At 58.0% G+C, this 14585-nt stretch carries 13 protein-coding genes; 10 read left to right on the top strand and 3 right to left on the bottom strand.

What is annotated here, in order from left to right; translation table 11 throughout:
• Nucleotides 1-144: 144 nt before the first annotated feature.
• Nucleotides 145-786 (bottom strand): ribosome biogenesis GTP-binding protein YihA/YsxC, encoded by a 642-nt coding sequence (gene yihA / locus LOY55_RS00265; RefSeq protein ID WP_033049579.1) that lies wholly within the window; start codon nt 784-786, stop codon nt 145-147.
• Between the two features lie 191 nt (nt 787-977).
• Here yihA and LOY55_RS00260 point away from each other — a divergent pair, with 191 nt between their 5' ends.
• From LOY55_RS00260 to LOY55_RS00230, 7 genes are all read left to right on the top strand, one after another.
• Nucleotides 978-1268: a cytochrome c5 family protein gene (locus LOY55_RS00260; protein WP_046031055.1), complete on the top strand. Its 291-nt coding sequence runs from the start codon at nt 978-980 to the stop codon at nt 1266-1268.
• Nucleotides 1269-1314: 46 nt separating this feature from the next.
• On the top strand, nt 1315-1944 hold the full coding sequence (locus LOY55_RS00255) for a cytochrome c (protein ID WP_109786891.1): 630 nt from the start codon (nt 1315-1317) through the stop codon (nt 1942-1944).
• A 200-nt stretch (nt 1945-2144) separates the two neighbouring features.
• Nucleotides 2145-2786 (top strand): thiol:disulfide interchange protein DsbA/DsbL, encoded by a 642-nt coding sequence (locus LOY55_RS00250; protein ID WP_109786890.1) that lies wholly within the window; start codon nt 2145-2147, stop codon nt 2784-2786.
• A gap of 14 nt (nt 2787-2800) precedes the next feature.
• Nucleotides 2801-3679, top strand: coding sequence for an endonuclease/exonuclease/phosphatase family protein (locus LOY55_RS00245; RefSeq protein WP_046031052.1), 879 nt, complete (start codon nt 2801-2803; stop codon nt 3677-3679).
• Complete coding sequence (locus tag LOY55_RS00240) at nt 3676-5670, top strand: GGDEF domain-containing protein (protein ID WP_109786889.1); 1995 nt, start codon at nt 3676-3678, stop codon at nt 5668-5670. The genes LOY55_RS00245 and LOY55_RS00240 overlap by 4 nt, the downstream gene beginning before the upstream one ends.
• Nucleotides 5671-5773: 103 nt before the next feature.
• Nucleotides 5774-6550 (top strand): N-acetylmuramoyl-L-alanine amidase, encoded by a 777-nt coding sequence (locus LOY55_RS00235; protein ID WP_046031050.1) that lies wholly within the window; start codon nt 5774-5776, stop codon nt 6548-6550.
• 75 nt (nt 6551-6625) lie between these two features.
• Nucleotides 6626-8239: an EAL domain-containing protein gene (locus LOY55_RS00230; protein WP_109786888.1), complete on the top strand. Its 1614-nt coding sequence runs from the start codon at nt 6626-6628 to the stop codon at nt 8237-8239.
• 7 nt (nt 8240-8246) lie between these two features.
• On the opposite strand, the gene LOY55_RS00225 is transcribed toward LOY55_RS00230, so the two are convergent.
• Complete coding sequence (locus LOY55_RS00225; RefSeq protein ID WP_046031048.1) at nt 8247-10037, bottom strand: ATP-binding protein; 1791 nt, start codon at nt 10035-10037, stop codon at nt 8247-8249.
• Nucleotides 10038-10048: 11 nt separating this feature from the next.
• Nucleotides 10049-11395, bottom strand: a complete 1347-nt coding sequence (gene algB, locus LOY55_RS00220) for a sigma-54-dependent response regulator transcription factor AlgB (RefSeq protein WP_046031047.1) — start codon at nt 11393-11395, stop codon at nt 10049-10051.
• A 434-nt stretch (nt 11396-11829) separates the two neighbouring features.
• On the opposite strand from algB, the gene LOY55_RS00215 reads away from it, so the two are divergent.
• The 3 genes from LOY55_RS00215 to gltP all read left to right on the top strand — a co-directional run bounded on the left by LOY55_RS00215 (nt 11830) and on the right by gltP (nt 14555).
• On the top strand, nt 11830-12117 hold the full coding sequence (locus LOY55_RS00215; RefSeq protein ID WP_077430968.1) for a hypothetical protein: 288 nt from the start codon (nt 11830-11832) through the stop codon (nt 12115-12117).
• 83 nt (nt 12118-12200) lie between these two features.
• Nucleotides 12201-12365 carry a DUF1328 domain-containing protein gene (locus tag LOY55_RS00210; protein WP_003177151.1) on the top strand — a complete coding sequence of 55 codons (165 nt, stop codon included), beginning with the start codon at nt 12201-12203 and terminating at the stop codon, nt 12363-12365.
• A gap of 858 nt (nt 12366-13223) precedes the next feature.
• Nucleotides 13224-14555 carry a glutamate/aspartate:proton symporter GltP gene (gene gltP / locus LOY55_RS00205; RefSeq protein WP_046031045.1) on the top strand — a complete coding sequence of 444 codons (1332 nt, stop codon included), beginning with the start codon at nt 13224-13226 and terminating at the stop codon, nt 14553-14555.
• Nucleotides 14556-14585: the final 30 nt, after the last annotated feature.

The raw sequence follows: 14585 nt of genomic DNA, 5'->3' as shown, positions 1-14585 counted from the left end.
GTGAAGCCCTTCGATGCTCCTATGTTGTGTTAAGTGTTGGCAGATATCTGGACCCCGCCCTAGCGGTCCGGAACTTGGACCCCGGAACTTCCCCCTCCCCATAGAAGTCCGGGGTTTTTTTTGCCCTGAATTTGCTTAAAAGCCTTATTCGGCGGCCTCGGAACCCTTGTCCGCCAGCTCCATCCAGCCTGCCAATACAGTGTAGGCGTCTTCCAGGCCCAGACGTTTTGGCGCGGAAAAAAGCTGAATACTGACCGCATCCCCCCAGCCCTTACGAATATCTGCCTGCACTTTGAGCAGGACGTTTTTTGCCGCTCCGTAAGTCAGTTTGTCGGCTTTGGTCAGCAAAATGTGCATTGGCATACCGCTGGCGACGGCCCAATCGAGCATCAACAAGTCGAAGTCGGTCATTGGATGACGAATGTCCATCATCAAAATCAGACCTTTCAAACTCTCGCGACCACCCAGATAGGCTTCCAGGTGACGCTGCCAGTGCAGCTTCAACGGGATAGGTACTTTTGCATAACCGTAACCCGGCAGGTCGACCAGACGACGATCATCGTCTAGCTTGAAGAAGTTCAAGAGCTGCGTGCGCCCCGGAGTTTTCGAGGTTCGCGCAAGACTGGCGTGCGTCAGCGTGTTCAACGCGCTGGACTTGCCGGCGTTGGAACGGCCCGCAAAGGCCACTTCAAAGCCTTCATCGTCCGGGCATTGATCGACTTTGGCAGCGCTGAGCATGAAGGTGGACTGTTGGCACAGGCCGAGGATGGGATTCTTGAGTTGCATGGGATTTCCGATGTGGGCGGCGCCGGGAATGGACGCGGCAAGCGGTGTCGTTTCCGTTTCAGTGACGCCAGTATATAATGCCGCAGATTTTGTGTGCGCTTTGTCCCAGCGAAGGATGAAGTTCACGAGAGCGATTGACCATGATTGCGCACTAGAACGCAGCACGCTCTCAACCCTGAAAAGGTCGTTTTATGACGAAATGGCTGCTAGCTGCCGGTGTCTTGATACCGCTTTACAGCGCTCAGGCTACACAGGATCCGGAAGCTGTGTACAACCGTGTTTGTGGTGCCTGTCATTCCGGCCAACTACCCATGGCGCCCCAAAAAGGCGATCAGGAAGCTTGGACGCCGAGGTTGGCGAAAGGTATGGAGACGCTGGTGCAACACGTGACCCAGGGTTTCAAGGCGATGCCGCCGCGTGGTTTGTGCATGGACTGCAGTGCCGAGGATTACCAGGCCATCATCCAGTGGATGAGCGAGTGATCCCGGTCCATAACTCTTTAACCCTTAGCCGTAGTTGGATTAGCTGATGAACAAACTGATCGTGAGTCTGCTGTTGACCGTGGGGATCTCTGGCATTGCCCATGCTGCAGATGGTGCAGTACAGCCCGGTGACGCAAAAGCCGGCCAGGCAAAAGCCGCCGTCTGTGGCGCCTGCCACGGCCCGGATGGCAACAGCATGGCGCCTAACTTTCCAAAACTGGCCGGGCAAGGTGAACGCTACCTGACCAAGCAACTGCACGACATCAAGTCGGGCAAGCGCACCGTTCTGGAAATGACCGGCCTGCTGACCAACCTGAGCGACCAGGACCTGGCCGATATCGCCGCCTACTTCGCCAGCCAGAAAGGCAGCGTTGGCGCCGCCGACCCGAAAGTCGTTTCTCGCGGTGAAGCCCTGTTCCGTGGCGGCGACCTGGCCAAGGGCATGCCATCCTGCACCGGTTGCCACTCGCCAAATGGCGCGGGTAACGCCGCTGCCGGCTTCCCGCACCTGGGCGGTCAGCACGCTCAATACGTCGCCAAGCAACTGACCGACTTCCGCAAGGAAGAAGGCGGACGCACCAACGATGGCGACACCAAGCCGATGCAGAGCATCTCCAAAAAGCTGAGCGACGAAGACATCGCGGCAGTGTCCAGTTACATTCAAGGCCTGCACTAAGGCCGGTTGATCGAGCGTTGCGAGCGATGGACACCTCCTGCAACGTTAACGCTCGATTAATCCGTCGATGCAAGCATAAAAAGGGTGGCTTTGGCCGCCCTTTTTTGTGGCCGCTGCCGTTACACTACAGAACTCACGCCCGCCATGACCTGTCTTAAAACAGGTCGCGCGAGGCGACTAAAATTGTCCAGGAGTAAAGCATGCGTAATCTGATCATCAGCGCCGCATTCGTCGCTGCCAGCCTGTTCGGCATGACTGCCCAAGCCGCCGAAGCCCCCGCCGCCCCTTACGTCGAACTGAGCAATCCGGTTCCGGTCGCCGTGCCTGGCAAGATCGAAGTCGTCGAGCTGTTCTGGTATGGCTGCCCGCACTGCTACGCTTTTGAGCCAGTGATCAATCCATGGGTCGAGAAGTTGCCTTCCGACGTCAACTTCGTCCGCATTCCGGCCATGTTCGGCGGTCCGTGGAACGCACACGGCCAGATGTTCCTGACCCTTGAAGCCATGGGCGTCGAAAACAAGGTTCACGCTGCGGTGTTCAACGCAATTCAGAAAGAACACAAGAAGCTGGTCGACAAGAATGAAATGGCAGACTTCCTGGCCACTCAGGGCGTAGACAAGGACAAGTTCCTGGCCACCTTCGACTCCTTCGCCATCAAGGGCCAGATCGTCAAGGCCACTGACCTGGCCAAAAAGTACGAAATCTCCGGCGTTCCGACCATGATAGTCAACGGCAAGTATCGCTTCGACGTGGGCTCTGCCGGCGGTGCCGAGCAAGCCCTGCAACTGGCCGACAAACTGATCGACAAAGAGCGAGCGGCTAACAAGGCTGCCGCCAACTAAGGGCTGCCTCTGCCATGCGCCGATGGGGTACTGAACGCATCGTTGGCCTGCATGATCCACGGGTCAACGAACATCATCTGGAGTCGACGGGCTTGCCCGCAGACAGTCGTCTGCGCTTGCTCAGTTTTAATATCCAGGTCGGCATCAGTACCGAGCGGTACCGGCATTATCTGACCCGGGGTTGGCAACACGTGTTGCCGCATACCGGGCGTGCCGACAATCTGCAAAAAATCGGCAACCTGCTGGGCGACTTCGATCTGGTCGCCTTGCAGGAAGCCGATGGCGGCAGTCTGCGCTCAGGCTACGTCAATCAAGTCGAACACCTGGCCCAACTCGGCGCCTTTCCTTACTGGTATCAACAACTCAACCGCAATCTCGGACGCCTCGGCCAGCACAGCAATGGCGTGCTCAGCCGCCTGCGCCCATGGGTGATCGAGGACCATCCGCTGCCGGGGCCCAAGGGTCGCGGGGCGATTCTGGTACGTTTCGGCGAAGGTCCGGAAGCGCTGGTGGTGGTCATGATGCACCTTGCGCTCGGTGCCCGCGCCCGCAGCATGCAACTGGCCTATATCCGCGAGTTGATTGGCGGCTATAAACACCAGGTGCTGATGGGCGACATGAACACCCATGCCAGCGACTTGCTGCAAAACTCCCCGTTGCGCGACCTCGGCCTGCTCGCGCCGCAACTGGAAGCGACCTTCCCCAGCTGGCGCCCACAGCGCTGCCTGGACCATATTCTGCTAAGCCCCACGCTGACCCTTGAAAAGGTCGAGGTCTTGGCACAGCCCATTTCCGATCACCTGCCGGTCGCGGTAGAAATTCGTCTGCCGGGTTCGCTCACGGCCGATGCATTGCCCGCGTTGAGTCCTGCCCTTCGCGGATCCCATGAATGAGCGACGAAACACAGCGCTGGAAAGAGAAATACCTTAAAAACATCGAACAACAGGAAAAGCTCGAACGTCGCTGGGACGCCCGGCTCGACCTGTTGCGCCGTGGGCTGGTGCGTAGCACGCTGGCGGCAGAAGGTACGGACCGTGCCGTCGACCAATGCATGAAGGAAATGCGCGAAGTCGTGCGTACCGATGACATGGACGCCGGTTTGGCCGCCCTGCTGCCGCGCCTGGAAAAAGCCGTACTCGATTCCGAGCAGCGCCGGGCAACCCGGGTCAATCAAACCAGCGCCGCACTGACCGCGCTGGTCACGCAGCTGCAATCATTGCCGCTGCCCCGGGAAGTGAGTCGACCGCTCAAGAGCTTTGCCAAAAGGCTCGATGGAAGAGTCAGTCAGGCCCGTGAGATTCCGTTACTGCTCAGTGAACTGAGCGGCCTGCAAGGCAAAGCCTTGAACCAATTGGAGAACCCTGCCGAGCCTGAACGCCCCGGTTTTCTGCAGCGACTGTTCGGCGGTCGCGAAGCGGATGAGGACATTCCGCGAGTGGTTGCTCAAGCCGTGCACACACCGGCTGCGCAGCCTGTGGAAACGGCTACCGAAATTGCGCCCGTCGTTCCCACACCCAACGAGGACACGCGATCAACCCAGCAGCCGGCAATACATGCTCCTCTCCCCGACGCGGCTGCACCTGAGCCACTGGAAATTGAAGCATCACCGGTAGTCACTGCTGAAGTGGTGGCGTTTGTCCCGCCCGTCCTTCACCCAGGCACCCCATGCGCGTCCGCTTCAGAACCACACACGCCGTCAGACATTGAAGTCCTGGAAGTGCCCGCCCTTCCCGTCCTTGCACCAGCCACTTCGGCAATCAATCCTGACGAGTTGATCCATACGGAACACACTGAACCAGAGCACTTCCTCTACGCCTTGCCCGACTCACCAGAGCCGTCCTATAGCTCCGTCGCCAAGCACATCGAAGACACGCTGCTGGGTCTTCTCGAGGACCTGACGTTACCTGAACGCCACCGCCCACAAGCTGAAGCGATGCGCGATCGCCTTCAAAACGGTTTGAACTGGTACGAATTGATCCCGATCCTCGACGATTTGGCGACCTTGATGCTGGCGATCAACGACAGCGGTCAACACGAATTCGAAGTCTATTTACAGCAACTCAATGAACGCCTGGAGTCCTTCCAGAGTAACTTGCAGGCCGCTAGCGAAGGACACGCGGACAGCCGTTCAGCGGCGCGCCAGATGGATTCGCAAATCCGCGAACAGGTCGATGGCCTGCAAAGCAGCATGCACGAAGCGGCGGACCTGGACGATCTCAAGCAGGTACTGGAGAGTCACCTTGAAGGCCTGCTCGGCACCATGGACCATCACCAGAAACAACGCGACGAGCGTGAGCAGGAGGTTGCGGCCCGGTTACACAGCCTGGCCGAACGGGTGGCGCACATGGAACAGGAAGCGCTGGGTTACCGTGAACACCTTGAAGAACAGCGCCAGAAGGCCTTGATCGACCCGCTCACTGGCCTGCCCAATCGCGCCGCCTGGAGCGAACGCCTGGAGCACGAAATCGGCCAGTGGCAGCGGCACGGCAATACCTTGCTGCTGGCCATGCTTGATCTCGATCATTTCAAAAGCATCAACGACAACTATGGCCATCTGGCCGGCGACAAGGTGCTGAAAATCATCGCCAACGTGCTGCGCAAGCGACTGCGCGGGACTGATTTCATCGCACGGTTTGGCGGCGAGGAGTTCGTTCTCATGATGCCCGGCACGGTGCCAGCAGTCGGTGCAAAACTGTTGGAAACCTTGCGCGCCGCGATCGAAGCCTGCCCTTTCCACTTCAAAGGTGAGCGAGTCACCATCACTATTTCGATGGGGCTTACAGCATTCAAACCCGGCGAACATAGCGATATGGCGCTGAAAAGAGCCGATCAGGCGCTGTATCGTGCGAAAAACGCCGGGCGCAATCGTGTGGAGGCCGGCTAACGGCCAATTGTTCCATTTTGTTTAAAACCGAGCATTTGCCGTCGGCACACAAGGCAGTACGTTACACTGTTGCATTACTGTCTTGTGTGTACTGTCTCTTGCCATGAAATATCTAGCTCTCATTGTGTCGTTGCTGTTGGCCGGTTGCGCCAGCGGTCCCCGGATCGACACCAGCCATCCTTCGGCCAATTACGACAGCCGTATCCAGTTCGTGGTGGTGCATTACACCAACGCCTCGCTAGAGCGCTCACTGCAGTTGCTGACCCATGGTGAAGTCAGCAGTCATTACCTGATTGGCGACGACAAGGGCGCCACCATCTATAAGCTGATGGATGAAAATTATCGCGCCTGGCATGCGGGTGAAAGCGAATGGCAAGGCCGGACGTGGCTGAACTCCAGCTCCATCGGCATCGAGATCGTCAACCCTGGCTTCAAAGACACTCCCACCGGGCGCCAGTGGTACCCCTACAGCGAAGATCAAGTGCAATCGTTGATCGTCCTGCTCAAGGACATCAGCAAGCGTTACCACATCAATCCCCGCGCCATCATCGGCCACAGCGACATTGCGCCGGGGCGCAAGCTCGATCCCGGTCCGCTGTTCCCCTGGAAACGCCTGGCCGCCGAAGGCCTTGGTATCTGGCCAAACCAACAGGCCGTTGCGCGCCAGCAAGTACGGTTTGCCGCACAACTGCCGAGCATCAGCTGGTTTCAGGGGCAACTGGCAACGCTGGGATATGCCACGCCACAAACCGGTGAGCTGGACGTAGCGACGCGTCAGGTACTGGCGGCTTTTCAGATGCATTTCCGCCCCTCCCGTTTCGATGGCACCCCGGACGCTGAAACCGCGGCGCTCCTGCAAGTCTTGAATCAGACAAAATAATGGCACCCGTCCGACGGTAAGAGCTTTTTCCCCATCAGCAGCTATAACTCATTGGTAATTCTTCGGATATCTATGATGGCTGTAGCTCGAGAGACACTCCGTAGCTGGTTCTATCGCCCCTGGTTTTTGGCGATGCTAGCTGCTGTCCTGAGTGCAGCTATTTTGATGGCCGGCAGCCTGTTCGTGGCGATGCATCAAGTCGAACAGAGCGAAAGCGAGGAAATGAATGCTCAGGGCGAACGCTTCCTCGCCCGCCTGGAACAGCTGTTCGGGCAGCTGCGCGAAAGCCTCGACGACCTGGAAGCCCAGCCGCTGAGAGGCTGCGATGATGAAATGATCGCGACCTTGCAACAGGTCAGTTTCAATTACCGCTTTGTCTACGAAGCGGCCTACATCGATGCGTCACGCCTGTGCTCCAACCGTCCTCGCCAGGAAGGCCTTTCGCGCCTGCGACCTCCCGATATCAGAGGCCCCACCTACAGCTACTGGCTGAATACCACGACAGAGCCCGATGAAAACCGGGCCGCGCTGATGCTTGGCAGGGGCAATTTCCGGGTGGCGACGTCTCGCGGGCATTTGACGGACATGGTCGACTTGTCGCCCGGTAGCAGTTTGCTGGTGGTGCTGGACCACGGTACTCGCGCCATTCCCGTCCTGGGTGCCGCCCAGGTCTGGCCGCCGACGGAATCCTGGACCCCCAAAAGCCGCGACGCACTGCAAGTCACGCAAACTCGTTTGATTTACCGCATGCCGACCGACAATCCGGAATACCAATTGGTCCTGATCACACCGCGCACCGGCATGCACGTGCCGGCGGTGTGGTGGTGGCTTCTTCCTGCCAGTCTCGTGTTGGGCATTATTGTCGGTTTTCTGGTGTTTCTACTGGTGCGTCAGCGCCAGTCGCTGGACGCCGAGCTACACGGAGCCATACGGCGGGGCGAGCTGCAGGTGTTGTACCAACCGATCTTCGATCTCGACAGCCGCAATTGTGTCGGTGCCGAAGCGTTGCTGCGCTGGCGAAGGCCCGACGGCTCACTGACCAGCCCCGATCTGTTTATTCCGATGGCGGAAAACACTGGCCAGATCCGGCAGATGACCGATTTCGTCCTGCAGCGCCTGCTCGAGCAACTGGGTCAATTGCTACGCGCCAACCCGCAGTTGTACATCTCGGTTAACCTGGCGGCATGCGATGTGATGGTGCCACGTATCGGCCAGGTGATGGCCCGCCTGCTGTCGCTACACCGCGTCGCTGCCAAACAGATTGCCTTCGAGGTGACCGAACGGGGTTTGATTGACGTGGTGGTGGCCAGGGAAAACCTGCAAGCGTTGCGCGATGTCGGGCATCAAGTGCTGATTGATGACTTTGGCACCGGCTATTGCAGCCTCGCGTACCTGCAAACCCTGCCGGTGGACTGCCTGAAGATCGACAAGGCGTTTATCGACGCCCTGGGCCATGACGCCGCCAGCAGCGGCGTGGCACCGCATATCATTCACATGGCACAAGCGCTGCAACTCAGGGTGATCGCCGAAGGCATCGAGCATGAAGCCCAGGCGGCGTTTCTAAGCAGCGAAGGGGTGAAATTCGGTCAGGGCTGGCTATTCGCTCATGCCTTGAGCGCCGTGCAGTTCATTGAACTGATCACCCGTGGGCGCCGAATGTCGGGCCGACGCATGAACGACGAACCGTGAAAACAACTTACACCGCCAGCGCCATGTAGAACTGAGTGCCCTGCCCCGGCCGTGAATAGACGCCCATCCGCCCACCATGCAACTGCACGATTTCCTTGCACAGTGCCAAACCCAACCCGGCCCCGCCCTTCTTGCGGCCGACCTGGACAAAGGGCTCGAAAATCCGCCCTTGCTGGCCATAGGCGATTCCTTCGCCGTTGTCCTCGACACTGATAATCACCCGCTCGCCGTGGCGCCGGGCCTGCAACCGAATCAGCCCTTCCCGTGCGGTATGGCGCAAAGCATTGTCGATCAAGTTGTCGAGCACCCGATCCAATTGCGGTTGATCGGCCTGCAGTCGGGGCAGCGGCCCCTGTACTTCAACCCGCAATTCAATCCCCTGCTCTGCTGCGGCTTCGGCAAAACGCGCCTGAGCCTGCGACAGTAGATCCTCGATGGAACATGGTGCCAAAGTCAGTTTCTGCAATCCGTTCTGGTAGCGAGAGAAATTCAGCAGGTCGTTGATCAATTGCATCAAGCGCTGCATTTCTTCATTCACGGTATCCAGCAAGTCGGCTTCGCGCGAATCCTGCGCAAATTTCGCCCGCTCGCGAAACAGACCAAAGGCCATGTGCATGCCGGTGACCGGCGTTCGCAACTCATGGGACGCACGCAGGACAAACTCGCTGCGCACCCGTTCAAACGCACGCTGTTCGGTCACGTCATGCAACACCATCACCGCACCAAGGATGTGACCTTGGGTATGGCTGACCGGCGTCAGGCTGTAGGTCAGCAACCTCGACTCGCCATCGACCTCGATGCTCAAGTCTTCCGGTGCACGCTCCAGCGTTCCACCTCGCAGCACCAGTTGCAGCTGTTCATCCAGCTCGGGACGTTCGAGGGCTGCGCCCAGCCCTTGGCCGAGACGATCGGTTTCCCAACCCAACTGGCGCTGAGCCACCGGATTGAGGTGTTCAAGATGACCTTCGCGATCGATCATCAACAAGCCATCGTCGATGCTGTCGAGTACAGCTTGCAGGCGTTGTTGACCGGCGAGCAACTCGTCGACGTTGGTGGCCTGGTGTTCACGCAATGCCTCGGCCATGATCCCGAAACGCTTGGTCAGCAGATTCATTTCCACGGCGGATGAAATCGGCAGGGTCACCTCGAAATTGCCCCTGCCAATATTATCGGCGGCCTGGGCCAAGGCTTCGATCGGAGTCCCGAATCGCCGTGCAATCCCATGGGCTGTCACGAACCCGATGATCAACACGGCCAATCCCACCAACCCGAGAAGCCCGGCGATCAGCAGCGCGCGCTCCCGGGACTGGCGCTCGGTGTCATTGATGTTATCCAGTGCGCGTTTGTGTTCAGTGAGCAGACCATTGCGCAGGGTGTTGAATTTTTCCGTCAGGACGTCATTGCCATTCAATACCTTGGTGGGATCCGTGACGTGGTCGTAGGCCTGAATAAAACTGAGATAGTCATCCTTGGCCTGCCTGAACCCGTACTCACTACCATTACCGGATTGCTCGAGCGCGATACCTTCCTCGAGCAATTCCATATAGTGCTTTCTGGCCGCCTCGAATTTTTCGGCATCAGGCTTCTCGCTGACCATGACCATCAATTGATCGCCCAAGGCCTGGCGTAGTTTGAGTCCCAGGTCCAGGGTGACGAAGTTGTCGCGAACAAGCACTTCCTGAGAGCCGGCCATCTGCATCACGCTGACCAGTCCGAGCAACAGCCCCAGCAGCGCCACGGTGATCAGTGCAGAAATACTCAAAAACAGCCGAGTACGCAGCTTCATCGCCAGTCTCATCGGTCAGCAGCTCACAAGTTGTACTGCTTGCGTTTGCGGTACAGGGTCGAGGCATCAATACCCAGTGTCTTGGCTGCCTGATCCAGTGTATCCGCCGTGGCGAGCACTGCACCGATGTGGGCTTTTTCCAGTTCATCCAGGCTCAACGCCGCACCGATGCGTGGCGCATTGTTGACCGGCGCTTCGGCCATGCCCAAATGGCTGATTTCGACTCGTTCTTGCGGACAGATGATGCTTGCCCGCTCCACCACGTTGCGTAGTTCGCGGATGTTGCCGGGCCAGCGATAACCCAGCAACGCCTCGCGGGCCTCATCGCTGAAGGCCCGGGCCGGGCGCGCGTATTCCTTGACGAAACGGGCCAGGAAACGGTCGGCCAGCGTCAGGATGTCTTCACGGCGTTCGCGCAGCGGCGGCAGGTGCAACGTGATCACGTTCAGGCGATAGAGCAAGTCTTCGCGGAATCGGCCGTCGCGCACCATGTCTTCAAGGTTCTGGTTAGTCGCCGCGAGAATGCGCACATCGGCGCGGCGGGTCACCGGGTCGCCCACCCGCTCGTATTCCTTGTCCTGAATGAATCGCAACAGTTTGGGTTGTAAAACCAACGGAAAATCGCCGATCTCGTCGAGAAACAGCGTGCCACCGTCAGCCTGATTGACGCGCCCCAACGTGCTTTCGCTGGCACCGGTAAAGGCGCCACGACTGTGACCGAAAAGTTCGCTTTCCATAAGTTCGGCGGTCAAGGACGGGCAATTGATCGTGATGCAGGACTTTTTCTGACGCTTGCTCCAGCCGTGGATGGCCTGGGACAGTTCTCCCTTACCGGTGCCGGACTCCCCCAGAATCAGAATATTGGCATCCGTGTTGGCGACCTGGCGGGCGGTTTCGAGCACCACCTTCATGGCCGGGCTGTGGGAATCCAGACCATCCTTGGGTTTACGCACCTCCCCCTCAAGGGCCTCCAGGCGAGCGGACAGCTGCCGCACTTCCAATTGCTTGGCGGTGGCCAGGCGCAATTGATCGGGGCTGCACGGCTTGACGAGGTAGTCGGCAGCCCCTGCCTGAATCGCATCGACTGCAGTGTCCACGGCTGAGTGCGCAGTGACGATCACCACCCGCATCCATGGCGCCTGGATGCGCATTTGCGCCAGGACATCCAGGCCATTGTCCTCACCGAGGCGCAAATCAAGGAAGCAAAGATCGAACACCTGACGCTGCAACAAGGCGTCGGCCTGGGCCGCGCTGGTCGCGGTGGAGACGCTATAGCCTTCATCTTCGAGGCAGTAACGGAAGGTTCGCAGGATCGCGGACTCATCGTCCACCAGCAGAATGCGGCCTTGATGCACAGTGGCTGATTCCATGTTCCTACGCTCCTTTAGTGATTATCTTGGTTAGTCCCGGATAAATCGGGCAAGTTGCATGGTCGATTCTGATCCATTCCAGCACTGGCAGGGTAGCTATCTACTGTCACCTTGCCTAATCCACTGAATAGTCTGGTTTTTTACCCAAACATCGGGTTCCAGGCGAATGCCCGCCTCCCTCTCTGACATCTGCGCTGGTCGCTCAATTCAAAAATAATCAAAGCGGCGGTGAATCTATCGTGCAATTCGCACGACCCTGCCGGGGTCATCGTGCAGGATGCGTCGCAATCGATTTGCACAAACTTTATAACTAATTGTTTTTGTTGATTTTTATTTGCAAAAAAAGCTGGCATGCCGACTGCAATGGTCTGGGTAATCAGGGCATTTAAATAACCGCCTGACAAGATCACCACCAAAGTGGGAGGAGCTACAGGATGAATAGCCACCGTGCCGCCCAAATGCGTATCTCGCCACTGCACATCCAACAAGGCTTGTTTGTTGTGCTGGCATTGCTGATCACGCTGATCGCCGGCCAACAGTTCCTTCGTTGGGAACAGAGCCAGCAGCCAGAGACGCCGCACGTGTCGATTCAACATGCAGCCCAAACCCACTTCAGCGCCGCCAGCAGCAACCTGGCTGACACCGCTCCCATGCGGATGATGGATGTCGACCAGCCTCAACCGCTGGATGAGCTGCCGCGCCAGGAGCGTTGGGTGTTCTAGGTAAACGAACTTGGCGTGCACCGCGCGCCGGGAAAAGCACCACAAGCGACACTTCTAAATAATGAAGCGTAAGGAGAATCACCATGTTGAGCTGGGCAATCACATTCTTGATCATTGCCATCATCGCTGCAGTACTGGGCTTCGGTGGTATCGCGGGCACCGCCACGGGTATCGCCAAGATTCTCTTTGTCGTGTTCCTGGTGATGTTCATCGCCTCCTTCTTCTTTGGCCGTCGCGGCCGAGGGTGAACTTTAGGGTTATGTCAAAAGACACTGGCAGCCGCCCAGCTTCTGGGCGGTAGTGCCGTCGCAAAAGCGGCGTGGTGAAGTAAGTGCGATCAGGGCATGCAGGACTGATTGATGGAACGGCTCAAAAAAATCCGCACTGGTAGCGAATTCGTCATATGAAAGAAGCACCATGCTTCTTTCTACTGCGCTACCCGAAGAAGGTAGACGCATGACCATGGGGCCGGGACGTTCTGACTGTTACAGGGTCGGAGTGACCTACGGGTACAGGGAGTACCTGCGCAAGGGCCGGGTCAGGCAAAAGCTGCGACGCAAGTTCGCCGGGTCATCGGGACTCGGCGAATTTGCGGAGAGCTTCACTCGCTGCACGCATTGTCCCCCAGACAACGGCTTTTATATCCCTATGCTGTTTCCGCTAAATCCTCGCAAAAACATTACGCAGTGTTTCTTATGGTTCTTCGCGACCGTATATCGAGAAAGCTGTGAACAAATAACACTGATTTTTCGCGGCTAAACGTAGGTTTTTTCTGAATTTTTAGCCCGTGATCCTTCGCACGAAAAATACCCAACCTCCTCTGAAATGGCCGGTTCGCGGCACTTATAGCTGCCGAAATGTCGTATTCGAACCGGTTGGGACGCCAGTTTCATTTAGAAAAGCTCATGCCGATTCGGCATAGGGTAGGCGTTTACGGCATTAGACGTCGCCCCCTTGCATCGGAATAGTTGCGCCTTTTTTCGCCTGCCAGAGAGCCATAACAAGCGCTCCGGGGCTCCTTATACGGGGGCAGATGCAAACACTTTTCGCCACAAGCGTTCCAGTGACCGCGTCTGTCTGAGTCAAACGCAAGTAAGGGTAATGATATGAAGAAGGCAAAGCTTAGCCTCGCCTGGCAGATCCTCATCGGTCTGGTATTGGGGATTGCAATTGGTGCGCTGCTCAACCATTTCAGTGCCGAAAAAGCCTGGTGGATCAGCAACGTCCTGCAACCGGCAGGCGATATCTTTATCCGTCTGATCAAGATGATCGTGATCCCGATCGTGATTTCCTCGCTGATCGTCGGTATCGCTGGCGTCGGCGACGCGAAGAAGCTCGGGCGCATCGGCCTGAAGACCATCGTCTACTTCGAAATCGTCACCACCATCGCGATTCTGGTGGGTCTGGTGCTGGCCAACGTGTTCCATCCGGGCACCGGCATCGACATGAGCACCCTGGGTACCGTGGATATTTCCAAGTACCAGGCCACGGCCGCCGAGGTTCAGCATGAACACGCGTTCGTCGAAACCATCCTCAACCTGATCCCGTCGAACATCTTCGCGGCCATGGCGCGCGGCGAGATGCTGCCGATCATCTTCTTCTCCGTGTTGTTCGGCCTCGGTCTGTCGAGCCTGCAATCGGACCTGCGCGAGCCGCTGGTGAAGATGTTCCAGGGCGTATCGGAAAGCATGTTCAAGGTCACTCACATGATCATGAACTACGCCCCGATCGGCGTGTTCGCCTTGATCGCGGTGACCGTGGCCAACTTTGGCTTCGCGTCCCTGCTGCCGCTGGCCAAGCTGGTGGTGCTGGTGTACTTCGCCATCGCCTTCTTCGCGTTTGTAGTGCTGGGCCTGATCGCTCGCCTGTTCGGCTTCTCGGTGATCAAGCTGATCCGCATCTTCAAGGATGAGCTGGTGCTGGCCTACTCCACCGCCAGTTCCGAAACCGTGCTGCCGCGTGTGATCGAGAAAATGGAAGCCTACGGCGCGCCGAAAGCCATTTGCAGCTTCGTGGTTCCAACCGGCTACTCGTTCAACCTCGACGGCTCGACTCTGTACCAAAGCATCGCGGCCATCTTCATTGCCCAGCTGTACGGCATCGACCTGTCGATCAGCCAGCAGTTGTTGCTGGTACTGACCCTGATGGTCACCTCCAAAGGCATCGCCGGCGTTCCAGGCGTGTCCTTCGTGGTGTTGCTGGCCACCTTGGGCAGCGTGGGGATTCCGTTGGAAGGCCTGGCATTCATCGCCGGCGTCGACCGCATCATGGACATGGCCCGTACCGCACTGAACGTCATCGGCAACGCCCTCGCCGTGCTGGTCATCGCACGTTGGGAAGGCATGTATGACGATGCCAAGGGTCAGCGCTACTGGAACTCCCTGCCGCACTGGCGCAGCAAGGAAAAGCTGCCGGCAGGTGAAACCACCCGCAACTGATCACGCCCCCTGTAGGAGCATGGCTTGCCC

Origin of the sequence: Pseudomonas sp. B21-040 (assembly GCF_024748695.1) — a bacterium.
Classification (GTDB): Bacteria; Pseudomonadota; Gammaproteobacteria; order Pseudomonadales; family Pseudomonadaceae; genus Aquipseudomonas.
This window is presented reverse-complemented; position numbering and strand designations above follow the sequence as displayed.

Coding starts and splice junctions, on each gene's coding strand:
- yihA (WP_033049579.1), bottom strand. CDS start 786: ATGCAACTCAAGAATCCCATCCTCGGCCTGTGCCAACAGTCCACCTTC.
- LOY55_RS00260 (WP_046031055.1), top strand. CDS start 978: ATGACGAAATGGCTGCTAGCTGCCGGTGTCTTGATACCGCTTTACAGC.
- LOY55_RS00255 (WP_109786891.1), top strand. CDS start 1,315: ATGAACAAACTGATCGTGAGTCTGCTGTTGACCGTGGGGATCTCTGGC.
- LOY55_RS00250 (WP_109786890.1), top strand. CDS start 2,145: ATGCGTAATCTGATCATCAGCGCCGCATTCGTCGCTGCCAGCCTGTTC.
- LOY55_RS00245 (WP_046031052.1), top strand. CDS start 2,801: ATGCGCCGATGGGGTACTGAACGCATCGTTGGCCTGCATGATCCACGG.
- LOY55_RS00240 (WP_109786889.1), top strand. CDS start 3,676: ATGAGCGACGAAACACAGCGCTGGAAAGAGAAATACCTTAAAAACATC.
- LOY55_RS00235 (WP_046031050.1), top strand. CDS start 5,774: ATGAAATATCTAGCTCTCATTGTGTCGTTGCTGTTGGCCGGTTGCGCC.
- LOY55_RS00230 (WP_109786888.1), top strand. CDS start 6,626: ATGGCTGTAGCTCGAGAGACACTCCGTAGCTGGTTCTATCGCCCCTGG.
- LOY55_RS00225 (WP_046031048.1), bottom strand. CDS start 10,037: ATGAGACTGGCGATGAAGCTGCGTACTCGGCTGTTTTTGAGTATTTCT.
- algB (WP_046031047.1), bottom strand. CDS start 11,395: ATGGAATCAGCCACTGTGCATCAAGGCCGCATTCTGCTGGTGGACGAT.
- LOY55_RS00215 (WP_077430968.1), top strand. CDS start 11,830: ATGAATAGCCACCGTGCCGCCCAAATGCGTATCTCGCCACTGCACATC.
- LOY55_RS00210 (WP_003177151.1), top strand. CDS start 12,201: ATGTTGAGCTGGGCAATCACATTCTTGATCATTGCCATCATCGCTGCA.
- gltP (WP_046031045.1), top strand. CDS start 13,224: ATGAAGAAGGCAAAGCTTAGCCTCGCCTGGCAGATCCTCATCGGTCTG.